Here is a 21693-nt window from a genome sequence, read left to right as displayed (position 1 = left end):
CCTCACTCGGGCCTCTCGGACCAGAACGACGCGATGCCATCATGCTTCGAATTTCATGAAGCTCATTGGTTTGGCGAGAACCTGCTCAACTGACCAGCAAGCGCAGCCCTTGGGTCACATCGGAACGGACCGCGAGGCGCAACCCCGGTTCGTCCCCCGCCTTGAGCGCCGCAATGATCAGCTTGTGGTGATGAGGCGGCTCGGTGCGTCTCAACCGGCCATAAAGCGCGCGCATTGTGGGGCCCAATTGCAACCACACTGTTTCAGCCATGGCCAGCATTGCCGGCGCCTGTGCGCGCAGATAAAGCGTTCTGTGAAAGTCCAGATTGGCACGGATGTATCCCACGGCATCGCGTTTTGTCACCATTTCAGCCACAGTCATGTTGATGCTCTGCAGCCTCTCAATGAGGGCGATATGCGCGCGGGGCAACGCGCGGCTGGCCAATTCCACCTCCAGCAAAGCCCGCAGGGCGGCCAGTTCTTCGATCCGGTCATTGGTCAGTTCAGGCGTCGACACGCGGCCGGACGTCGACAAAGACAAAGCCCCCTCGGCCGCCAGTCGGCGGACCGCCTCGCGCGCCGGTGTCATGGACACACCGAACTCCTTGCCGATCCCCCGCAAGGTCAGCGCCTGTCCCGGCGCAATCTGTCCGTGCATGATCCGGGACCGCAGGGTGCGATAGACGCGATCATGCGCAGCGGTCTGGGAATCTGTCGGGCGCGCGTTCAACATTACCTCATGTGATCACAAAACCCCGCAGGGTCAACTCGACGATGCATCAAACCTGTAGCGATGCAAATCTGCCCCATTGTCGCGCAGCCAGCGGCGCGGGGCCTTGTAAGGGCCAAAAATCCGCTCGACCTGTGCCCAGAACGCGGGCGAATGGTTCATTTCGGCCAGATGCGCCACCTCATGGGCCGCCACGTAGTGCAGGATCTCAGGCGGCGCCAGGATCAGGCGCCAGGAGAACATCAAACCGCCCTGCGAGCTACACGACCCCCATCGCGACCGCGTGTCCCGCAGCGTGAGACTGCTGTACGGACGGCCCAACATCGCCGCATAGTCGTCGCAGGCCTCGGTCAACCGATCCCGCGCCAGTTCTTTGAGAAACCGGGCCAGCCGCCGACCCTCGGACCCCGCAGGCACCGCAACCTGATCTCCGTGCAGCAGAACTCTGCGGCCGCGCGCTGGCACGATTCGCCGCTCGACCCCTTCAATCGGAAGCGTTTGCCCGATTTGAACGGATGCGGGATCGGGTCGGTCTTGCAGGTGCCCGCGAATCCAACCCTCTTTCACACGGGCAAAATCCAGAGCCTCGGATTCAGGAACCCCAAGCGGATAGGTCAGTGTAACCCGCCCATCCAACTGGGAAATCCGCAGACTGATGCGCCGCGCCCGCGCCGATTTGCGCAGTGTCAGCGGCACCGGCGGTCTCCCCGGAAGTGCATGTTCGCCCATAAGCCAACTTCTCCTGCGCAAAGGCTTTGACAGTGCCCGCTGCTTGTGGCACGTGACCTGAATCGTTGATACGACTCACCTGATATCAAGGGGATTTGACATGCCCAAGGAAGAATGGGGCGCAAAGCGCGTTTGCCCGACAACAGGCAAGCGGTTTTACGACCTGAATAAGAACCCGATCATCAGCCCCTACACCGGCGAGGTCGTGGAGCTAGACACCGGCAAGAGCCGGATGATCGCGGCGGATGCCGAGGATGCAGCCTCGGCCAAAGCGCGTGAAAGCACGTCCGAGGAAGATCTGGTCATAGATGACGACGAGAATGTCGACGTCGAACTGGATGATGACCTACTGGACGACAATGACGATGATGACAACAACGTCTCGCTGGACGACATCACCGACATGCCGTCAGAAGACGAGAATTGAAAGGCGTCTGAGGCGGCTCCAGTCGCCTCTTTCCCAAACCCCGTTTGGGCTGGTTTGCGCCCGTATCCATCCATTTTAGACTTGCGCTCACGCGCGCCGTCTCATAAACGTCTGCCCACTGCCCGTGCGGTATGGAAATGGGGCCTTAGCTCAGTTGGGAGAGCGCTTGCATGGCATGCAAGAGGTCAGGGGTTCGACTCCCCTAGGCTCCACCAAACCCCAATCTTTAAGGTGCTGAATTGAATAAATAAATCCACACCTAGGATACCCTGTCCCGCCATCCTTCCCACCACTTGGTTTCTCAATCACCAAACTGGAAAGGAAACGAGATGTAGAACACAAACCTACAAAGCGTATTAGATGACGCATGGCTTGCTGCAATCCAAGCTCAGGGTCTCGCCAAGATTCAAAACGAGATTGTTATGGAGATCGGAGGGGGAACCAATACCCGAAGACCGTCTGGAAATGCTCTACACGATCAACAACGCGTTGGTGGCGGCTTGCAAGGACACCGCCGACAAGTTGGACCCGACACCCGTCACCTCCGGAAGCCCTAAACTTGTTCAAAACAGTTAGGATCGAGAGTGGCAAAAAGGAGAGGAAAAGAGATGGCAAACGACTCACCAAAGCAAATGTGCGACGAAATGCTGGGCTTGGCCATGGAAGCCGCAGGCCTGGCGGTAGCGTTGGATAACGCGACCTTCTTCGACAACGGGGGGCTGCAGGGCATTCACCCGCGAACCCGAAGGGCCTTGTTCAATTGCATCGGTCGTCGATGATGAGGATGATGAACAGTGCAACGGATGCTCTGTGGCCGGTCTTTGAGGCGCTAGAACGCGATCTGAAGTCCAGCTCGAAGCTCTACATGAATGAAAGTGTTCTGGCGCAGCTTGATCCCGGCAGCGGTAAGACCAAAACCTGCTTTGTATGGGCTCTATGCCGTGATGATCGCCGCTGGAAGGGAAACTCCTATCCAGGTGTGGTTTTCCATTTCAAGAACTCTCGGCACGGCAAACACGCTGAAGAGGTTCTGGAGGGCTTCTCTGGCACGCTGCAAGTTGATGGGTATGCAGGTTACAACCGTCTGCTCAGTGAGGACCGCGATGGAGGCCCAATCGCGCTGGCCTATTGCTGGGCGCATGTCCGTAAAAAGTTCCTGGATGTATACAAGGCAACAAAGTCCAAGCAAGCAAAGCGGATATCAGATCTAATTGGTCAGATCTACGGCATCGAACAGGAGATGCAGAAGCCTTCCCCGATTTCGGCTGCGGCACGTAGATCCATTCGTCAAAATGAAAGCCTGCCTTTGATTGACCGGCTGTTTCGAATACTGCGAGATCTATCAGAAAAAATATCGATGAAGTCCACTTTGGGCAGCGCCATCAGGTATACAATGAAACTTATGGATGGCCTGCAGGTGTTCTTGAGCGACGGGCGTGTCGAGTTCGACAGTAATGCCGTCGAAAACACCATTAGGCCTATTGCCGTGCTTCGCAAGGCGGGCAGCGAGTTCATTGGGTCACACAAACAGTATGTCGATCCGCAATCGATTGAGACCGAAGGTGCGTTTGATTTCCCGTGCATCCTTGCCAGCGCGCTTGGCTTGCTGCCGTTCACCCAGCGTGAAGTTGCGTGGGTCGCGGTTACGCTTGTCCAGATATCCCTTCGGCAACTCGATTACACCACCGGCTGGTGCCTTGGATGCTACGGGCGGTTCTGTGACGCTGGTTGCGGGAGTAGGATTTGAACCTACGACCTTCAGGTTATGAGCCTGACGAGCTACCGGGCTGCTCCATCCCGCGACACTTAGCGTTGGTCTACCGCCTATTCGGTTACTTGAGACCATAGTTGGCCTACCGCTTACGCTGCTTGAGGCCGGGGTCGAATATGTTTGATCGTTTTAGAGAGATTGTGGGCTTTTGCTAGGTTTGGCGGTGACCTACTCTCCCGGGGCTTAAGCCCAAGTACCATTGGCGCGGCAGTGCTTAACTTCCGGGTTCGGGATGGGACCGGGTGTTTCACTTGCGCTATGACCACCAAACCGAGGAAAAGCCCACGTCGCTGTTTTTGCGGAGCAAAAGCGACGCGCAGGAGGCAGCGTATTCGCGAAGCGGATGCCCGTTCCTGCACGGTTGTTATGTCAATCAACATCATCGTTTGAAGCGACGAAGTTATCCTTGGTCAATGTTGGTGTATGTTTTTGATTTGTCTTTCTGTTACTGGATCAAATCAAGCCTATCGGGCGATTAGTACCGGTCAACTGAACGCATTACTGCGCTTACATCTCCGGCCTATTGACGTGGTGGTCTTCCACGGCCCTCAGGGAGACCTTGTTTTGAGGGGGGCTTCCCGCTTAGATGCCTTCAGCGGTTATCCTGTCCGATCATAGCTACCCAGCACTGCCGTTGGCACGACAACTGGTCCACCAGTGGATCGTTCACCCCGGTCCTCTCGTACTAGGGGCAACTCCTCTCAAGTCTCCTACACCCACGGCAGATAGGGACCGAACTGTCTCACGACGTTCTAAACCCAGCTCACGTACCTCTTTAAACGGCGAACAGCCGTACCCTTGGGACCTGCTCCAGCCCCAGGATGAGATGAGCCGACATCGAGGTGCCAAACACTGCCGTCGATATGGACTCTTGGGCAGTATCAGCCTGTTATCCCCGGCGTACCTTTTATCCGTTGAGCGATGGCCCTTCCACTCGGGACCACCGGATCACTATGGCCGTCTTTCGACTCTGCTCGACTTGTCAGTCTTGCAGTCAGGCTGGCTTCTGCCATTGCACTCAACGAGCGATTTCCGACCGCTCTGAGCCAACCTTCGCGCGCCTCCGTTACGCTTTAGGAGGCGACCGCCCCAGTCAAACTACCCGCCACGCAGGGTCCCGGATCCGGATAACGGACCGCGGTTAGACATCAAGAGTGCGAAGGGTGGTATCTCAAGGGTGGCTCCACAGGTACTTGCGTTCCTGCTTCAAAGCCCACCACCTATCCTGCACATCACAATCCTGATGCCAGTGCGAAGCTGTAGTAAAGGTGCACGGGGTCTTTCCGTCTAACCGCGGGAAGCCTGCATCTTGACAGGCAATTCAATTTCGCTGAGTCGATGTTGGAGACAGCGGGGAAGTCGTTACGCCATTCGTGCAGGTCGGAACTTACCCGACAAGGAATTTCGCTACCTTAGGACCGTTATAGTTACGGCCGCCGTTTACCTGGGCTTCAATTCAAGGCTCTCACCTCTCCTTTTAACCTTCAGGCACCGGGCAGGCGTCAGACCCTATACGTCGTCTTGCGACTTCGCAGAGCCCTGTGTTTTTAATAAACAGTCGCCACCCCCTGGTTTGTGCCCCCAGCCCCTAGTTGCCTAGGAACCGGGCCTCCTTCTCGCGAACTTACGGAGGTATTTTGCCGAGTTCCTTCAACATCGTTCTCTCAAGCGCCTTGGTATGCTCTACCAGTCCACCTGTGTCGGTTTAGGGTACGGTCTGATGGAGGGCTATTTCCAGGAACCACTCAGCAGCCCAATCAATCCGATAAGATTGAACTACACCTGTGATCCGTCACATCCTCCTGGCCTAGGAATATTAACCTAGTTCCCATCGCCTACGCCTTTCGGCCTCGGCTTAGGGGCCGGCTTACCCTGCTCAGATTAGCTTTAAGCAGGAACCCTTGGACTTTCGGCGAGAGTGTCTCTCACACTCTTTGTCGCTACTCATGTCATCATTCTCACTAGTGATCTCTCCACCGGATGGCTCACGCCCCGGCTTCATCGAAAGAACCTATGCCTGCGCTACCGCCTATTCGGCTACTTGAGCGCGATTACTCGCGCCGCATAACCGGCGGTAAAAAAGGCAAGGTTCTATGTCACACTACGCTCTGCTACCGATGCTTACGCATCCCTAGACTTCGGCTCATGGCTTGAGCCCCGTTACATCTTCGCCGCAGGACAACTTATTTAGACCAGTGAGCTGTTACGCTATCTTTAAAGGATGGCTGCTTCTAAGCCAACCTCCTGGTTGTTTTGGTCGTCCCACCTGCTTTCCCACTTAGCCATGAATTGGGGGCCTTAGTCGTAGGTCAGGGTTGTTTCCCTCTCCACTACGGACGTTAGCATCCGCAGTGTGTCTGCCATCTAGTACTCCCGGGTATTCGGAGTTTGGTTAGGATCAGTAAGCCTGTGGGGCCCCATTACCCATCCAGTGCTCTACCCCCCGGGGTATTCGGATGACGCTCTACCTAAATAGATTTCGCAGAGAACCAGCTATCTCCGAGTTTGATTGGCCTTTCACCCCTAGGCACAGCTCATCCCGATCCTTTTCAACGGATGTGGGTTCGGTCCTCCAGTAAGTGTTACCTTACCTTCAACCTGGCCATGCCTAGATCACTCGGTTTCGGGTCTGATCCCACGAACTCATTCGCCCTATTAAGACTCGCTTTCGCTACGCCTACACCTAACGGCTTAAGCTTGCTCGTGAGACCAAGTCGATGACCCATTATACAAAAGGTACGCCGTCAGCTCGCAAGGAGCCTCCGACTGATTGTAGGCGTTCGGTTTCAGGTACTGTTTCACTCCCCTCGTCGGGGTGCTTTTCACCTTTCCCTCACGGTACTGGTTCGCTATCGGTCAGCAAGGAGTACTTAGCCTTCGAAGGTGGTCCTCCGATCTTCAGACAGAATTTCACGTGTTCCGCCCTACTTAATACGTCCATCAAAGCTTAGAATACGGGGCTGTCACCCGCTATGGCCATGCTTCCCAACATGTTCTTCTCACTTATCTGGCTCGGCTGGTCCCCGTTCGCTCGCCGCTACTAGGGGAGTATCAATTGATTTCCTTTCCTCCGGGTACTTAGATGTTTCAGTTCCCCGGGTTTGCTCTTAAAACCCTATGTATTCAGGTCTTAAGTACTTGGTTAAGCAACATATTGATTAGCAAAACTAACAATATGAAGCTTTCAAGTGGGTTGCCCCATTCAGAAATCCATGGATCAAAGCTTATTCTCAGCTCCCCATGGCTTATCGCAGAGTATCACGTCTTTCATCGCCTCTTGCTGCCAAGGCATTCACCAAACGCCCTTCTCGCGCTTGATTTGATCCAGAAAAAGAAAGACTTAATCTTTGCGCTACCGCCTATTCGGCTACTTGAGCGCGTGAACCCTTTCGGCCTGCGGCCTTCACGGTTCGACTATGTCGATCGAGACCGCCCAGCTGGTAACTAAAGGCAGTCATTCTTCTGAACCAAAAACATACATTTCCCGCACTCTTTCGTGTCCTACCGCCTATTCGGCTACTTGAGGACAATCAGAGTACAAATGAGCAACCCCATGTGGTCTCTCAGCCGTGCAGCTGATCAACGCAGGTCGCTCGGGTTAGTATATTTGACTTGGACAACTCTGTTCGTTTCAGCCGCGATACGCATTCCAGGCCGGCTAGACCCAAACTGCGCCGCTTATCCGAAGATAAGAACGACCGAGATCAGTGCCACACTCGGCACGATCAAACAGTGTTGATTGATTTCTCTCTATACGATGTCAATTGACGTCCAATCGGACGGTTAAGAACCAAAAAGGTGCTTAACGATCTGATCGGGTAAATGGTGGAGCCTAGGAGGATCGAACTCCTGACCTCCTGAATGCAAATCAGGCGCTCTCCCAGCTGAGCTAAGGCCCCACAAAACGCCCCTTGCTCCGCAAAAGGCTTGGTGGGTCGAGGAGGACTTGAACCTCCGACCTCACGCTTATCAGGCGTGCGCTCTAACCACCTGAGCTACCGACCCAGACAGGCCGGTCGGCCTGATGTGTTCTGAAGAGATATGAGGACGGCTCGGTCCATGAGTTTGACCAACTTTGTTTGTTGATCTTCTGCTAAGTGTTCCACGATCAAGAGCAAGCTCAAGATGCTAGGAACATCCTTAGAAAGGAGGTGATCCAGCCGCAGGTTCCCCTACGGCTACCTTGTTACGACTTCACCCCAGTCGCTGATCCTACCGTGGTCCGCTGCCCCCAAAAGGTTAGCGCACGGCCGTCGGGTAGAACCAACTCCCATGGTGTGACGGGCGGTGTGTACAAGGCCCGGGAACGTATTCACCGCGTCATGCTGTTACGCGATTACTAGCGATTCCGACTTCATGGGGTCGAGTTGCAGACCCCAATCCGAACTGAGACAGTTTTTTGGGATTAACCCATTGTCACTGCCATTGTAGCACGTGTGTAGCCCAACCCGTAAGGGCCATGAGGACTTGACGTCATCCACACCTTCCTCCCGCTTATCACGGGCAGTTTCCATAGAGTGCCCAGCCGAACTGCTGGCAACTAGGGATGTGGGTTGCGCTCGTTGCCGGACTTAACCGAACATCTCACGACACGAGCTGACGACAGCCATGCAGCACCTGTCACCGAGTCACCGAAGTGAAAGATCCATCTCTGGACCGGTCCCGGGATGTCAAGGGTTGGTAAGGTTCTGCGCGTTGCTTCGAATTAAACCACATGCTCCACCGCTTGTGCGGGCCCCCGTCAATTCCTTTGAGTTTTAATCTTGCGACCGTACTCCCCAGGCGGAATGCTTAATCCGTTAGGTGTGTCACCGAATAGCATGCTACCCGACGACTGGCATTCATCGTTTACGGTGTGGACTACCAGGGTATCTAATCCTGTTTGCTCCCCACACTTTCGCACCTCAGCGTCAGTATCGAGCCAGTGAGCCGCCTTCGCCACTGGTGTTCCTCCAAATATCTACGAATTTCACCTCTACACTTGGAATTCCACTCACCTCTCTCGAACTCTAGACCAATAGTTTTGGAGGCAGTTCCGGGGTTGAGCCCGGGATTTCACCCCAACTTTCTGGTCCGCCTACGTGCGCTTTACGCCCAGTAATTCCGAACAACGCTAACCCCCTCCGTATTACCGCGGCTGCTGGCACGGAGTTAGCCGGGGTTTCTTTACCTGCTACCGTCATTATCTTCACAGGCGAAAGAGCTTTACGACCCTAAGGCCTTCATCACTCACGCGGCATGGCTGGATCAGGGTTGCCCCCATTGTCCAAGATTCCCCACTGCTGCCTCCCGTAGGAGTCTGGGCCGTGTCTCAGTCCCAGTGTTGCTGATCATCCTCTAAAACCAGCTATAGATCGTAGGCTTGGTAGGCCATTACCCCACCAACTACCTAATCTAACGCGGGCTAATCCTTTGGCGATAAATCTTTCCCCCGAAGGGCTCATACGGTATTACTCTCCGTTTCCAGAGGCTATTCCGTACCAAAGGGCATATTCCCACGCGTTACTAACCCGTCCGCCGCTCACCCCGAAAGGCGCGCTCGACTTGCATGTGTTAGGCCTGCCGCCAGCGTTCGTTCTGAGCCAGGATCAAACTCTCAAGTTGAAAAGCATTGCTGCTTATCCTTAACGTTCGAACCTCTGCACATCTTTGATTGTGCTACCGCCTATTCGGCTACTTGAGCACGTATAAGCGACACCCCAACCGGCTAGTCAGGGTACAATCAAAAGTCATCTGTTTGTGTGCTTCTGGTTTCATCAGAAACCGAAAGCCGTACAAACAGTGAAGCTGACACTGGTCATCGGGGCGAACCCCTACCAGCGCGATATACAGACATTCAATCCGTCGAAACGAACCAAACCGCCCACATATCTCTTCAGTTATCCATCAATGTCAAAGAACAAACACCCAAGACCCAAAAACAAGACCATCACGCCAAAACATCAGCGCAACCGCCCAATCAACAACCTCAGATGCCCCCAGTCTCTCCTGAGCGTCTCAACCGTCTCTCCGGCCCGTCTCCGCCGTCTAAAGCGTCCCAACAACAACCTCAGCTGCGCCGGTGAAGGGCCTTCTAAGCCCAACAAGCAAAACCCGCAAGCAGAAAAACACGTCTTGCCCCATTTTTTTCTGAAATCTAATTTATGCGCATAAAAACAAATAGTTAAGATGCATTCTATCCCGCCAAATCAAACGGTACCTGCAAGCAACGGAACGTCATCAATAGCATCTTAAATGACCCTGACACGACGCGACACAATATATTGCGATTCATGGCCAACATAATACAACCAAAACGACTCAGAAACCGGAGCCAAGGCGCTATCGAAGGCATCGCAGCGGCATAAGGGCTCGGACGCTTCGCCCATATCCATACCTTGCGCATTGACGTCGAATGGGGTCAGGTGCCGGGACCCAAACACCGCGCCTCAAATGGGATGTACATGACAATCGCCACCCGCTTTCCCCTGGTTCGAACCGTTGGCTTTGACGGTGCTTTGGTGACCTTTGCCGACACCATGACTGAACCATCGAACCGGGCGGCTCTGGCCTTTCGGGCGGAGGTCGACCGGCAAGGCTGGGATTGGGTGGTGGAAACATCCACCTCTTTGGGTTCAGCCTACATCCGATTTGACCCGACACACCTGCCCCATTCCGAGGCCACTCAACGCCTCCGCACCCTCCTGGATCAAAGGGATTGGAACAACACACCTTTGCCGAAAGGCCGCAGACTGTGGCGCGTACCAACGGTTTACGGGACGGACCTTGCACCACAATTGGACGAAGCGGCAAAAGCCGCAGGTCTGGATTCGCAAGAGGCCGTCAGACGCCTCAGCCAAACCCGCGTGCGGGTTCTGACCATCGGATTTGCGCCCGGGCAACCTTACCTCGGGCCCCTCGGGCCCGAGTTCAACATTCCGCGTCTTCAGCAGTTGAATCCCATGGTTCCTGCCGGCGCGCTAGTGTTGGCCATTTCCCAATTCGTGTTGTTTTCCGGCCCCACCCCGACCGGGTGGCGTCACGTTGGGCAAACCGCATTCCGATGCTTTCGGCCAGAGATGGAAGAGCCCTTCACTTTAAGACCCGGGGATGAGCTGTTGTTTGAACCTGTCTCGTGCGCTGAACTGGACCGTATTCAGGCGAACAATGCGGACGGAACAGGTGGCGCAACCTGTCAGGAGATCCCGGCGTGAGCCTGATCGTGAAGCGTATCGGACCGGCCTGCACGGTTCAGGATCAGGGGCGTGACGGATACCTGGATCAAGGCCTCTCCAGATCAGGGGCTGCAGACATTCTGGCACTGCACGAAGGCGCAGCCTTATTGGGTCAGAGTCCGGACAATGCGGCATTGGAAATGGCCGGACTGGGGGGAGAGTTCGAGGCCCGCGAAAACCTCCGGATCGCTTTGACCGGCGCGCCCATGCCGGCCAGTATCGAGGGAAGTCCCGTCATATGGAATGCATCCCATCAGTTGGCACAGGGTCAGCGCCTGACAGTTGGGGCTGCTGTGCGAGGCGTTTATGGCTATCTGCACGTAGGCGGCGGGATCAAGACAGAGCCATTCCTGGGCTCGCGCTCCACCCACCTTACGGCCAAGATCGGCCGGACCGTACAGCCAGAAGACGTTCTGCCGGCCAGGCAGGAGGTCGGCGAAACCGGGCTGAAACTTTCCCCGTCCGAGCGGTTTTCGGGTGGCGTATTGCGCGTCGTCGCAAGCTTTCAAACCCCGCTGTTTGACAAAGCCACCCTCGACCGGTTTGTCCAAACAGATTTCAAACGAGGCCCCCGCTCCAATCGAATGGGTGTTCAACTTGAAAGCGCCGGCGGGGGTTTCTCTGCCAAAGATCAGTTGAACATTCTGTCCGAGGTTATCACGCCCGGAGACATCCAGATGACGGGCACAGGAAGTCCATTCATTCTGTTGCCCGAGTGCCAGACAACGGGCGGCTATCCGCGGATCGCAACGGTCCTGCCCTGCGACATGCCACGCTCCGCGCAAACACCCGCGGGTGCGTCCGTCCGTTTTGAGTTTGTCACGCTGGAGGAGGCCATGGCCCTGCATGCAGCGTTTCTGTCCGAACTCGCCCGCCTGCCCGGATGCGTTGAACCCCTGGTCCGCAACCCGCATGATATCCCGGACTTGTTGACCTACCAATTGATCGACGGAGTGGTGTCCGCCACCGACTAAGGAGATTTGCTGATGGCGCGCGTGGATCTGAACGCCGATATGGGCGAGAGCTTTGGCCCCTGGAACATGGGTGATGACGAAAGCCTGCTCAAGATCATCACATCGGCCAATATCGCCTGCGGATTTCACGCGGGTGACTGGGACGTTATGGCGAAAACGATGACATTGGCTGCCGAAAATGACGTGGGCATCGGGGCGCATCCCGGCTTCCCGGACCTTCAGGGGTTTGGACGCCGGAATATGAAAGTGCCGCACAACAGCCTGCGTAATCTGGTTCGGTACCAATTGGGTGCTGCGGTTGGCATGGCCACTGCCGTCGGGACAAACGTGCGTCATCTGAAACTGCACGGCGCGCTGGCCAATATGTGCTCGGTCGATGTCGACATGGCGCGGGCCTGCTATCAGGGTGCACTGGATATCGATCCGGATATCATCGTCATGGTGCTGGCTGCCACCCAACAAGAGGTTGCCGTGCGCGAACTGGGATGCAACTGGGTCGGCGAGATCTTCGCAGACCGCGCGTACAACGACGATGGCACGCTGGTTGATCGCAGCCTGCCCGGTTCTGTCATCCACGATCCTGAGGTTGCAGGTCCCCGCATTTTAAACATGGTGCAAGAGGGTGCGATTATCACCGAAAGCGGTAAACGGCTGGAAACCTCAATCGATACGATTTGCCTGCATGGGGACGGCCCAACCGCCGTACAGATCGCCCGGTCGGTTCGCGAAAACCTGATCGCGGGCGGGGTCGATGTCACGAAATTCACCAGATAGTCAGCCCAGCGCAACCTGGGCCGACTATTTTCTTACTGTTGCCCGATTGGAATTCACCGCCTAGCATGCGGTCAAGTGCATGTTCTCAATACCGTAATTGAAGCAACGTAATTTGCGACGGGACGGCCAAACCGCACCAGCGCAGCCAGGTTTTACGCAAGGAGGCACATACATGTCTTTCGATCTGATGTCCTATCACCCGAGGGGCGACAAAAAGAACTCGGACTTTTTCAACGAGTACCTTCCCATGATCTATGAAAGGCGCACGAGTTCGGGGGTTGCCGATCAGGTCGGCCCAATGCGGGCTATCGTCATTCAGGTTGAACCGACCGCCTTGTTTGACACGATGATCGAGCTCTATGTGATGACCCCCTATCGCCACACGGCAAGTTATCTGGGCCAGACGCACAAATACGCTGTCCTCCACTCACATGCCGACTACCCGGCGCTGATCCTGATGGCGCCGCTAAGTGCAGCGTTCGAAGACTTCATCCCCCGTATCAACCGGATGTATCCGTTGGCGCGGAGTACACCACACACCCGTTATGTGGGTGAGGTTTTTGGAGCGGCGGATTTGAAGGCGCTTGGCAAGACACTTGAAGATCAAAACATCCGGTTCGAGTATAAGGGTGACACTGAAAACCCGTTCTACACGATGGACGGCATGCTTTTTACTATGCCGTCCGATTTCACCTATAACCGGATCGGCTACTCCACTCTTGACTTCAACGATACGGACAGCCTGGGCCTTGGCGACCGGGTATTGCTCAGCTCGGACGAGGAGCGGCAATTGAACGAGGCCGCGGCCTTTGCTGTGGACACTAAAATCGGGCCGCTGATGCTTGGGATCGACCATTTGGCAACGCGCATTCTGGCCGGTGAACGGGAGGATGCGATCCTCGAGTTTCTGACGATGGTGCCCTACTACTTCTGGGGCGCGTACAACATCTTTGACATGAATTCGTCGACCAACGTGAACCGCAACGCCAATGTGGATGACGATAAGAAGTCCCCTGCCAAGGTGTTCACTGCCAACAACGCGCCATCTTTCGTGAATTCGTTTGCCAAGCTGCCCATGCCGACCGAGGACTTTGTCCGCAACTTCGGACGCCGTCTGCATCACATGGCCGTCGAGATTCTGGATGGCGATCACGCCGGCGGTGAAAAGAACGTGGATTTCGTGGTCAATACCCTCAAGGACAAAGGCGTGCCGTTTTTGGCTCATGTGGTGGGAGAGTGCAAAGACGATCCAAATCTGAAACAGATTTTCTCGAAACACTCAAAAAACACATTGCTGATCACCGAGTACATTGAGCGCTGCCACAAGTACGATGGGTTCTTCACCAAAGACAATGTGGCCGCCCTGACTGCAGCTGCCGGGCAGGACGAACAGTACGAACATGGGCACGTCTTTGACTGAACGGTACGTGTGATCGCCAAAAAATGGCTGCGGAATTCCGCAGCCAGTGTCCATCCAGGAGAGAGAGTGCCGGGTCTTATGACGGCCCGATCATGAAACACGTGACGTTTCGCGCCTGAAGACGGCGGCAGGCCAGATCAGCCTGTTCGCGCGTCATGCCCTGAAACGTGGCGTCGAACCCGCGTGTGCTTTGGTTCACCTTGCGCAGGGTTCCTTCCAGAGTGGTCATTTCCGACAGCGCCGTTTTCAACAGTATTTTTTCTGCCTCGTAGCGGGTGGTATAGCGCCCGACGTTGACACCCCAAAGGTGCCCGCCGGAAGTGGACAGACGCGTAACAACTTCCTGCTCGGGCTCGGGTTGCTTGGCGGGTTCCGCCGCAGCCAAAACCAGGTTTTCCGGCCGCAATGCCGGACGGGTGTCCGAGCTTTCGACCGGCGGCGCTGTTGGTGCGATATCTGCCGAGGCTATCGCAGCTGCGATACCATTCTTGATGCGATCACGGTTCTGATCTGCGGTTTCGATGACCGTACTTGCGACCAGAACGCTTGCACTTGGCCGAACAACCGGGCGCAGGCTTGCCTTGGGCGCGCCGCTCAGCCGCGCAACCTGTGTCGTGCCGCCCAGCCCCGTATTGCCCGCATAGAGTGGGCGCGCGGGCTTGCGGATGGGGGCCCGCGACGGCGCGCGACGGAACCCAAGGTCGAGAAGTTCGGCAACCTTGGCATTACGCGACGCACCGGATTTGCCGCCAAAGACAGTTGCAATGATGCGCTCGTCGCGGCGCTTGGCTGAGGCAACCAGGTTGAACCCAGCGGCACGCGTATAGCCGGTCTTGATCCCGTCCGCCCCTTTATAGGCCGCCAACAAACGGCGGTTCGTGTTCGGAACCGTTTTGATCCCGGCGTGAGTCGATTGGCGCGAGAATAGGTTATAATACTGAGGGTAATCATACAGCAGATGGCGACCCAGCGTTGTCATGTCCCGTGCGGTAGACAAGTGCCCCGCCTCGGTCAAACCGTGCGCGTTTTTGAATGTGGTCCGGCTCATACCCATCGCCTTGGCGGTGCGCGTCATACGACGGGCAAAGGCTGCCTCAGACCCGCTGATGGCGATCCCGATGGCTGTCGCCGCGTCATTAGCCGATTTCACCGCCGAAGCTCGAATCAGGTAGCGAAACGCGATTGTCTGACCCGAGCGCAAACCCAGTTTCGAGGGCGGCTCGGCCGCTGCTTTTTTGGTGATACGAACCGGCGTATCCAGGGTGATTTCGCCATTCCGCACCGCCTCAAACGCGATGTAGAGCGTCATCATCTTGGTCAGTGAAGCCGGATGAAGTCGCGTGTCCGCATTCCGGGAGTGCAGAACCTCACCCGTTCGGGCGTCGATCACCATCGCGGCATAAGGCGCGGCCATGCCTTTCAAAGGCACGAAAATCAACAACAATAGGAATGCTATAAGGAACAAGCCCATTCGGGCCGGAACTGTCCGCCGAATCTGCACGATATTTGCCTCTGTCTGCCTCGCGCCGCCGGGTTTTCCCGGTCAGCAATAAATTATTTTGTTAACGATGATGCTAGCACAGGGCCCCCGTGAAATAAACCGAAAGCTGGCGATTTTGCAGCTTCTTTGCGCGGCGGAACGCCCACTATATATGGGCCTTGATGGCCCCGCACACACCAAATCCGCGAAAATGACCGGAATGCGGCGACAACGACCCGCGTTTTTTGGAACTGAGGCCGAAAGGCAACATCAGCTCAGCATTTCAACGAGTTCCGCCAACCCGCCCAAATCCTTCAGTTCCCGAAAGCGTGGGTTTCCGACAGGTATCTCCGCCTGTTCAATCTCCCACACCAGACCGTGCGGCACGTACACACCCCAGCAGCCCGCCGCAATCGGAGCAACCACATCAGAGCGCATCGAGTTGCCCACCATCATCGCGGATCCCGGCCCGCCGCCGCGCGCGCTAAAAATCGATTGATAGGTGACCGGTGTCTTTTCCGAAACAATCTCGACCCAGTCGAACAGATCACCCAACCCCGATTGGGCGAGCTTGCGTTCCTGATCAATCAAGTCCCCTTTGGTGATCAGGACGACTTGATGAGTTTCGGCAACGGCCTCAATTGCGGCGCGCGCATGCGGCAACAGCTCAATCGGATGCGCCAACATCTCCTGGCCGGCTTCGATCAGTTGCCGGATCACATGGGCCGGCACACGGTCTTCGGTAACCTCGATAGCCGTTTCAATCATTGAAAGGGTAAAGCCCTTGATTCCATATCCGTAGTGCCGGATGTTGCGTTTTTCCGCCGCCAACAGCCTTTCCATCAGGTGATCCCGCTCGGCGTGCTCTGACAGCAACTCTGCGAAATGTGCCTGCGTCAGCTGAAAAAACCGCTCATTGTGCCACAACGTGTCGTCCGCATCGAATCCAATAGTGGTCAGTTTTTGCGCCATTCCGATTACGTTCGCTTGCTCTTTTCTCTGACAGCATCAACGTTATATAAGCCCTCAGATAAACCCAACGCCTGAATCGGACAGTTTTACGCGATGCTGGAAAATCCCTGGTTGATGTCTGACAAATCGGACGACGATGCAGATTCGTCGGTCCTGGTACAGACGCGCCCCAAGACCAAGCGTCCGCCTCTCTACAAGGTGCTATTGCTGAACGACGATTACACACCCATGGAATTCGTCGTTCATGTGCTCGAGCGGTTCTTTGGCATGACCCATGCACAGGCGTTCGAGATCATGCTGACCGTTCACAAAAAAGGCGTGGCCGTGGTCGGCGTGTTCAGTCATGAGATTGCCGAAACCAAAGTGGGCCAGGTGATGGATTTCGCGCGTCGACACCAGCACCCTCTGCAATGCACAATGGAACGCGAAGAGTAGACCGCTGACGCGCGTCGGTCTCTTCCGGATTTGCCCATGTCTCCTCGCCTTGATCTCGCCCTGCAAAGCGGTCTGACGTTGTCACAACCCACAATAGTGTTCGGGCCAACCTCCGAGCATGACTTGTCCGCGTTGCCCCAAGGGACGCAGGTGGTGCAGCCGTTCAAGCCTTTTCATGACCACTTTGCGGATCAAGGGTTTAGGACAACACCCAAGGCGGACGGCGCCTGCCATGACGCAATCGTCTTTCTTCCGCGCGCCAAGGCGCTGGCGCATGCGTTGATCCACCAAGCCTGCGACCGCGCCGATGGAGTTGTCGTCGTCGACGGAGCCAAAACCAACGGCGTGGACAGCATTTTGAAGGACATCCGGAAGCGGACCGCCATCGAAGGACCCATCGCCAAGTCACATGGCAAGATATTCTGGTTCAACTCGGATGCTGAAACCTTCTCTGACTGGGCGGCGTCCGACACACAATCAGTGGATGGATATCAAACCGCGCCGGGCGTGTTTTCTGCAGACGGCATCGACCCGGCATCCGCTCTGCTGTTGAAATCCCTGCCCGCCAAACTTGGCCCCCAGGTTGCCGATCTGGGTGCTGGTTGGGGGTATCTATCCGCGGGTGTGGTGATGAACGACACCGTCACATCCCTGCATCTGGTTGAGGCCGATCACGTCGCGCTGGATTGCGCCCGATCCAATGTTTCCGATCCGAAGGCGCAGTTTCATTGGTCCGACGCTACAAGTTGGAAAGCCCCCGAGCCTATCGATACGGTGGTCATGAACCCCCCCTTTCACACTGGGCGCAGCGCTGACCCGACACTGGGGAAGGACTTCATCGCATCAGCTGCCCGCAACCTGACCCGCACAGGCGATTTGTGGATGGTCGCCAACCGGCACCTGCCCTACGAAGCCACCCTGAGCGACCTGTTTGCCGATGTTCAGGAGGTTGCCGGCGACAATCGGTTCAAGGTGTTCCATGCCTCTCGCCCTCGACGATAAGCCCCGCTAACCTGCGCCCCTAATCAGGAGGATTCGGATGTCATTTTCCATAGCCGGCAAGACCGCGATTGTCACAGGCGGTGCCAACGGCATCGGACTGGCCATCGGGCGTCACTTCGCAGATGCCGGTGCAAACGTCATGTTCGCTGATATGGATGAGAAACGACTGGTCGAAGAACTGGGCGAACAGGCCGAGGACGGTAATATTCAGTACTTCGCGGGAGACCTGCGTGAAAAGCTGACCATTGCCAACCTGCTCTCTGCCACCTTGGATGCGTTCGATCAGGTCGATATTCTAATCAATGGCTCCCGTCAGGTGATCCCCTCCGATCCGCTGGATCCCGAAGACGACTCGGTTCGCATTCTTTTGAACCAGAACCTGATGCCTGCTTTGCGCCTCAGTCAGGTGGTGGCCAAACGCATGATCAAGCAAGCGACCGATGATGAGAATCCGGCCGGATCAATCATTAACCTGTCTTCGATCGCTGCCCGGCGCACTCATCCGGATCTGATGGCCTATTCCGTGTCTACAGCAGCATTGGATCAGATGACCCGCTCACTGGCCGTAGCTCTAGCCACCAACCGTATCCGCGTGAATTCGATTGCGCTTGGGTCGGTGATGAGTGCTTCACTGCAATCCACCTTGAAAGAAAACCGGGATTTTCGTGACGATATTGAAAAACACACACCGCTTGCGCGCATTGCCGCCCCTACAGAACTGACCGAAACCGCACAATACTTGGCTTCAGATGCCGCGGGTTTCATTACCGGGCAGATTCTGACAATCGATGGGGGTCGCACCCTTCTCGACCCGGTCGCGGCGCCCGCTCACTAAGACACATGTTTGACTCAAAAAAATCCACCGCCTCTGCTTGGTTCCGAAAACTACGCGACGAGATCGTCAGCGCGTTTGAAGCGCTGGAAGACAGTCATAAGACGGGCCCGTTCTCTGACGCTGATGCAGGACGCTTCGAAATACGCGAAACCACACGCCAATCGGACGACGGATCAGATGCCGGTGGCGGCCTGATGTCAGTCATGCGCGGCGGGCGTGTGTTTGAAAAAGTCGGCGTCAACGTTTCAACCGTTTACGGTACGCTGGGAGAACGTGCGCAAAAGGCGATGGCGGCACGGAAAGGTATCCCCGGAATGGCCGAGGACCCGCGATTCTGGGCCTCGGGGATCAGCCTTGTGGCTCATATGCAAAACCCCCATGTTCCGGCGGTTCACATGAACACGCGCATGTTCTGGACCCCACATGCCTGGTGGTTTGGGGGTGGGTCCGACCTGAACCCTTGCATTGAGTATGATGAAGATACGGCGCATTTTCACGCCGCGCAAAAGACCCATTTGGACCCGCACGGTCCGGGACACTACCCGCGCCTCAAGGACTGGGCAGACGAGTATTTCTACATTCCCCACCGCAAACGCGCGCGCGGTGTCGGCGGCATCTTCATGGACGATTACTGCACCGGAGACTGGCAGGCCGATTTCGCGTTGACACAGAATATCGGCCGAGCATTCCTGCCCGCGTTTCTGCCTCTCGTGGAAAAGCGCCGAGTCCAGAGCTTTACGGACGCTGATAAGACCACCCAACTGGTGCATCGCGGCCTGTATGCCGAATACAACCTTGTCTACGACCGAGGTACGAAATTCGGATTGGAAACCGGGCATGATCCGGATGCGGTCTTGATGAGCCTGCCGCCGATGGCCAAATGGGTCTGAGCGTTAGAAGTCAAAATCCATAAAGTTGTCATAGCAGTAGTTCTGTGCTGACGCTGCCGACATGTTTTCGCCCACGCGTTTCACGGTGATGGAGTATCCCGGATTTGTGTCTGCACCCGGTGGCGGGGTCAGCGAGAACTGAACCGTCCGCTCTCCAGGCACATAGGCTTTTGAGATGTAAATTCGCTGCGAATTCGACACCCCCAGTGTTCGAATGGCATAATCCCCGATCCCGCACCAGTAGTTTACCGGCGCGGACGAGCCGATCGCTTTGACCCGGTATTCACCGTTATCCAAGGGCGTAATATCGGTCCGGAACTGAGGCCTGACATCCAAGCCAAAGCCCACAGCATGGGCGAACCTCGGCGCTAAGACGAGCACGGATAGAACCGCAATTCTTGGAAAACGTATCATTCAAGCTTCTCAAACATAAAAACCTAATCCTCTTAAATTATAGCGGGCGGACCCATTGAGTAAAGTGAACCAGGCTCTGTGGCTATTTCAGGCCTTCATCAGCAACGGAACCACATTCAGAATTTTTTTACAAAGAAATCAGTATCAACCTGAAAGTCTATTAGGTAAAATTCTGCACTAGCTAATTGTATGGTGCTTTATTGAACAAAGCGTTTCCAGAAGACTGGTTTGACTTATCGCCCGAAAAATATGCGGATTTCGGAGCAATGTTTTATCTTGCCGGGCTGACGAAACAGCACCAGAAACGCAACCTCGCGCAGGTTCTCTACGCCTTCGAAACCCCGTTCAGGTTGGGGCAATATCACATCTTCAGGCAAAACGGGTTTCCACGAGGTTTTGTTACCTTTGCGGGTCTAAGCCCCGATGCAGAATATCGTTATGCCGTTCAGGAAAAACCGCTGACGGACACGGATTTCACAAGTGGGCCGTCCTTTTGGATTGTAGATCTGATCGCACCGTTTGGGCAAACAAACCAGATCGTGGATATCCTTAAACGCGAGATTCCTCATCCACGCGTGCGGACCAACCGCATGGACAGCGACATGACCAGAAACCGCATCGTCGAGTGGACGCGGGACGGTGCAGGCGATATCCATATGCAGTTATATAAAAAAAAGGAATTCTCGCAGCTCTTGAAAACGCAGGGTTCATGATATGGCTTCTATCACGGGCGACATAACCGGAACGGTCACAGGGACTCCTCCGAACCAAGCAAGTGGTGATTTGGATGTTTCCAGCCCCGGTACAGTGACGTCTCAGAACTGGACAATCTCTGTACCTGCGTCATTTGGAACAGCGAGCATTAACCCGGCGACGGGAGAGTGGACCTATACGGTCGATCCAACCTTTTTCGACAGCCTGGATAACAATCAGATCGCCACAGACACTTTTTCCGTACAAGTGACCGGCGAATATGTGGTCGGTCCGTTCACCGTTCCATTTGGCCTGACAGAAACCATCACAATCACGATTGAAGGCGTATGTTTCACGGCTGGCACTCTGATTGACACACGTGATGGCGCGCGGCTGATCGAAACGCTCAAGGTCGGCGACGCTGTGTTAACAGCCGATCATGGGTCGCAACCGATCCGATGGATCGAAAGCAGCCACCTGCCGCCCGAACGATTGCGCGAAAACCCAGATATGCGGCCAGTGCGCATCACCGCCGGCAGCCTTGGACCAAACGTGCCCAAGCGCGATCTTTTGGTATCGCAACAACATCGCATTCTGGTGAGCGGGCCAAAGGTCGAGCTGCTGTTTGGCGTCCCGGAAGCGCTGGTAGCTGCACGGCATCTCTGCTCATGGCCCGGAATTTTCATTGATTTGTCAGACCAGCCTGTTGAATACATCCACATCCTAATGGACCGTCATGAAATTCTGATGGCCGAAGGTGCGCAGGCCGAAAGTCTTTTTCTGGGTGAAGAAGCACTGCACACTCTGTCATCCGAAGGCCTGCAAGAACTGGCCGCGATCTTCCCGGACCGCATAACCGCCGCTGCGGACCATAGCTTTGGAAAGGCCGCGCGCCTGATGTTGCGCGAGCGAGAGGCGCGGGCGCTGGCCTAA

At 55.8% G+C, this 21693-nt stretch carries 18 protein-coding genes, 4 tRNA genes and 3 rRNA genes; 14 read left to right on the top strand and 11 right to left on the bottom strand.

What is annotated here, in order from left to right:
* Positions 1–85: 85 nt before the first annotated feature.
* Together ACR3ES_RS08730 and ACR3ES_RS08725 are read right to left on the bottom strand one after the other, a co-directional pair.
* A complete protein-coding gene (locus ACR3ES_RS08730; protein WP_170434982.1) occupies positions 86–733 on the bottom strand; it encodes a GntR family transcriptional regulator in 648 nt (215 codons plus the stop codon).
* A 30-nt stretch (positions 734–763) separates the two neighbouring features.
* Positions 764–1459 carry a YgjP family zinc-dependent metalloprotease gene (locus ACR3ES_RS08725; protein WP_170434980.1) on the bottom strand — a complete coding sequence of 232 codons (696 nt, stop codon included), beginning with the start codon at positions 1457–1459 and terminating at the stop codon, positions 764–766.
* A gap of 100 nt (positions 1460–1559) precedes the next feature.
* Between ACR3ES_RS08725 and ACR3ES_RS08720 the strand changes: the two genes are divergently transcribed.
* The 4 genes from ACR3ES_RS08720 to tnpC all read left to right on the top strand — a co-directional run bounded on the left by ACR3ES_RS08720 (position 1560) and on the right by tnpC (position 3633).
* Positions 1560–1886, top strand: coding sequence for a TIGR02300 family protein (locus ACR3ES_RS08720; RefSeq protein WP_170434978.1), 327 nt, complete (start codon positions 1560–1562; stop codon positions 1884–1886).
* Between the two features lie 139 nt (positions 1887–2025).
* Positions 2026–2101, top strand: a tRNA-Ala gene (locus tag ACR3ES_RS08715).
* A gap of 393 nt (positions 2102–2494) precedes the next feature.
* A complete protein-coding gene (locus ACR3ES_RS08710) occupies positions 2495–2665 on the top strand; it encodes a hypothetical protein (RefSeq protein WP_170434976.1) in 171 nt (56 codons plus the stop codon).
* Between the two features lie 8 nt (positions 2666–2673).
* Positions 2674–3633, top strand: a complete 960-nt coding sequence (gene tnpC / locus ACR3ES_RS08705) for an IS66 family transposase (RefSeq protein ID WP_170687742.1) — start codon at positions 2674–2676, stop codon at positions 3631–3633.
* Here tnpC and ACR3ES_RS08700 read toward each other — a convergent pair.
* The 6 genes from ACR3ES_RS08700 to ACR3ES_RS08675 form a co-directional block, all read right to left on the bottom strand.
* Positions 3612–3688, bottom strand: a tRNA-Met gene (locus ACR3ES_RS08700). The two genes, tnpC and ACR3ES_RS08700, sit on opposite strands and share 22 nt — an antisense overlap.
* A gap of 124 nt (positions 3689–3812) precedes the next feature.
* Positions 3813–3927 (bottom strand): 5S ribosomal RNA (gene rrf, locus ACR3ES_RS08695).
* Positions 3928–4111: 184 nt separating this feature from the next.
* Positions 4112–6977, bottom strand: a 23S ribosomal RNA gene (locus ACR3ES_RS08690).
* A 503-nt stretch (positions 6978–7480) separates the two neighbouring features.
* Positions 7481–7556: transfer RNA gene (locus ACR3ES_RS08685), tRNA-Ala, on the bottom strand.
* 29 nt (positions 7557–7585) lie between these two features.
* Positions 7586–7662 (bottom strand) — tRNA-Ile (locus ACR3ES_RS08680).
* A 139-nt stretch (positions 7663–7801) separates the two neighbouring features.
* Positions 7802–9261: ribosomal RNA gene (locus ACR3ES_RS08675) — 16S ribosomal RNA — on the bottom strand.
* The 16S, 23S and 5S rRNA genes sit together here with 3 tRNA genes alongside, the layout of an rRNA operon.
* An 839-nt stretch (positions 9262–10100) precedes the next feature.
* Here ACR3ES_RS08675 and ACR3ES_RS08670 point away from each other — a divergent pair.
* From ACR3ES_RS08670 to ACR3ES_RS08655, 4 genes are all read left to right on the top strand, one after another.
* Entirely contained in the window at positions 10101–10850 is a 750-nt protein-coding gene (locus tag ACR3ES_RS08670) for a 5-oxoprolinase subunit B family protein (protein ID WP_170437778.1), read from the top strand.
* Entirely contained in the window at positions 10847–11845 is a 999-nt protein-coding gene (locus tag ACR3ES_RS08665; RefSeq protein ID WP_480425212.1) for a 5-oxoprolinase subunit C family protein, read from the top strand. Before ACR3ES_RS08670 ends, ACR3ES_RS08665 begins: the two co-directional genes overlap by 4 nt.
* A gap of 12 nt (positions 11846–11857) precedes the next feature.
* Positions 11858–12619: a 5-oxoprolinase subunit PxpA gene (locus tag ACR3ES_RS08660; RefSeq protein WP_170437774.1), complete on the top strand. Its 762-nt coding sequence runs from the start codon at positions 11858–11860 to the stop codon at positions 12617–12619.
* A gap of 172 nt (positions 12620–12791) precedes the next feature.
* A complete protein-coding gene (locus ACR3ES_RS08655; protein WP_480425211.1) occupies positions 12792–14039 on the top strand; it encodes a hypothetical protein in 1248 nt (415 codons plus the stop codon).
* Between the two features lie 76 nt (positions 14040–14115).
* Here the strand turns inward: ACR3ES_RS08655 and ACR3ES_RS08650 are convergent, their stop codons facing one another.
* A complete protein-coding gene (locus ACR3ES_RS08650) occupies positions 14116–15510 on the bottom strand; it encodes a D-alanyl-D-alanine carboxypeptidase family protein (protein WP_170437770.1) in 1395 nt (464 codons plus the stop codon).
* Positions 15511–15789: 279 nt separating this feature from the next.
* Positions 15790–16491, bottom strand: a complete 702-nt coding sequence (locus ACR3ES_RS08645) for an HAD family hydrolase (RefSeq protein ID WP_170437768.1) — start codon at positions 16489–16491, stop codon at positions 15790–15792.
* A gap of 93 nt (positions 16492–16584) precedes the next feature.
* On the opposite strand from ACR3ES_RS08645, the gene clpS reads away from it, so the two are divergent.
* The 4 genes from clpS to hemF are packed head-to-tail and all read left to right on the top strand — an operon-like array spanning position 16585 to position 19653.
* Positions 16585–16926 (top strand): ATP-dependent Clp protease adapter ClpS, encoded by a 342-nt coding sequence (clpS, locus tag ACR3ES_RS08640; RefSeq protein WP_170437766.1) that lies wholly within the window; start codon positions 16585–16587, stop codon positions 16924–16926.
* 36 nt (positions 16927–16962) lie between these two features.
* A complete protein-coding gene (locus ACR3ES_RS08635) occupies positions 16963–17928 on the top strand; it encodes a class I SAM-dependent methyltransferase (protein ID WP_170437764.1) in 966 nt (321 codons plus the stop codon).
* Positions 17929–17965: 37 nt separating this feature from the next.
* A complete protein-coding gene (locus ACR3ES_RS08630; protein ID WP_170437762.1) occupies positions 17966–18763 on the top strand; it encodes an SDR family oxidoreductase in 798 nt (265 codons plus the stop codon).
* A 5-nt stretch (positions 18764–18768) separates the two neighbouring features.
* Entirely contained in the window at positions 18769–19653 is an 885-nt protein-coding gene (hemF, locus tag ACR3ES_RS08625; protein ID WP_170437760.1) for an oxygen-dependent coproporphyrinogen oxidase, read from the top strand.
* A gap of 3 nt (positions 19654–19656) precedes the next feature.
* On the opposite strand, the gene ACR3ES_RS08620 is transcribed toward hemF, so the two are convergent.
* Positions 19657–19950, bottom strand: a complete 294-nt coding sequence (locus ACR3ES_RS08620) for a hypothetical protein (protein ID WP_480634715.1) — start codon at positions 19948–19950, stop codon at positions 19657–19659.
* Between the two features lie 383 nt (positions 19951–20333).
* Here ACR3ES_RS08620 and ACR3ES_RS08615 point away from each other — a divergent pair, with 383 nt between their 5' ends.
* Together ACR3ES_RS08615 and ACR3ES_RS08610 are read left to right on the top strand one after the other, a co-directional pair.
* Positions 20334–20780 carry a toxin-activating lysine-acyltransferase gene (locus ACR3ES_RS08615; protein WP_480425207.1) on the top strand — a complete coding sequence of 149 codons (447 nt, stop codon included), beginning with the start codon at positions 20334–20336 and terminating at the stop codon, positions 20778–20780.
* 1 nt (position 20781) lies between these two features.
* On the top strand, positions 20782–21693 hold the full coding sequence (locus ACR3ES_RS08610) for a Hint domain-containing protein (RefSeq protein WP_170437753.1): 912 nt from the start codon (positions 20782–20784) through the stop codon (positions 21691–21693).

It is taken from the genome of Ruegeria sp. B1 (assembly GCF_056535885.1).
This window is presented reverse-complemented; position numbering and strand designations above follow the sequence as displayed.

What these genes read in the sequence shown, in the direction of transcription:
- hemF (WP_170437760.1), top strand. Translation starts at nt 18,769, where the DNA reads ATGTTTGACTCAAAAAAATCCACCGCCTCTGCTTGGTTCCGAAAACTA.
- ACR3ES_RS08645 (WP_170437768.1), bottom strand. Translation starts at nt 16,491, where the DNA reads ATGGCGCAAAAACTGACCACTATTGGATTCGATGCGGACGACACGTTG.
- ACR3ES_RS08610 (WP_170437753.1), top strand. Translation starts at nt 20,782, where the DNA reads ATGGCTTCTATCACGGGCGACATAACCGGAACGGTCACAGGGACTCCT.
- ACR3ES_RS08660 (WP_170437774.1), top strand. Translation starts at nt 11,858, where the DNA reads ATGGCGCGCGTGGATCTGAACGCCGATATGGGCGAGAGCTTTGGCCCC.
- ACR3ES_RS08725 (WP_170434980.1), bottom strand. Translation starts at nt 1,459, where the DNA reads ATGGGCGAACATGCACTTCCGGGGAGACCGCCGGTGCCGCTGACACTG.
- ACR3ES_RS08710 (WP_170434976.1), top strand. Translation starts at nt 2,495, where the DNA reads ATGGCAAACGACTCACCAAAGCAAATGTGCGACGAAATGCTGGGCTTG.
- tnpC (WP_170687742.1), top strand. Translation starts at nt 2,674, where the DNA reads ATGAACAGTGCAACGGATGCTCTGTGGCCGGTCTTTGAGGCGCTAGAA.
- ACR3ES_RS08650 (WP_170437770.1), bottom strand. Translation starts at nt 15,510, where the DNA reads ATGGGCTTGTTCCTTATAGCATTCCTATTGTTGTTGATTTTCGTGCCT.
- ACR3ES_RS08630 (WP_170437762.1), top strand. Translation starts at nt 17,966, where the DNA reads ATGTCATTTTCCATAGCCGGCAAGACCGCGATTGTCACAGGCGGTGCC.
- ACR3ES_RS08730 (WP_170434982.1), bottom strand. Translation starts at nt 733, where the DNA reads ATGTTGAACGCGCGCCCGACAGATTCCCAGACCGCTGCGCATGATCGC.
- ACR3ES_RS08670 (WP_170437778.1), top strand. Translation starts at nt 10,101, where the DNA reads ATGACAATCGCCACCCGCTTTCCCCTGGTTCGAACCGTTGGCTTTGAC.
- ACR3ES_RS08720 (WP_170434978.1), top strand. Translation starts at nt 1,560, where the DNA reads ATGCCCAAGGAAGAATGGGGCGCAAAGCGCGTTTGCCCGACAACAGGC.
- clpS (WP_170437766.1), top strand. Translation starts at nt 16,585, where the DNA reads ATGCTGGAAAATCCCTGGTTGATGTCTGACAAATCGGACGACGATGCA.
- ACR3ES_RS08635 (WP_170437764.1), top strand. Translation starts at nt 16,963, where the DNA reads ATGTCTCCTCGCCTTGATCTCGCCCTGCAAAGCGGTCTGACGTTGTCA.
- ACR3ES_RS08615 (WP_480425207.1), top strand. Translation starts at nt 20,334, where the DNA reads ATGTTTTATCTTGCCGGGCTGACGAAACAGCACCAGAAACGCAACCTC.
- ACR3ES_RS08655 (WP_480425211.1), top strand. Translation starts at nt 12,792, where the DNA reads ATGTCTTTCGATCTGATGTCCTATCACCCGAGGGGCGACAAAAAGAAC.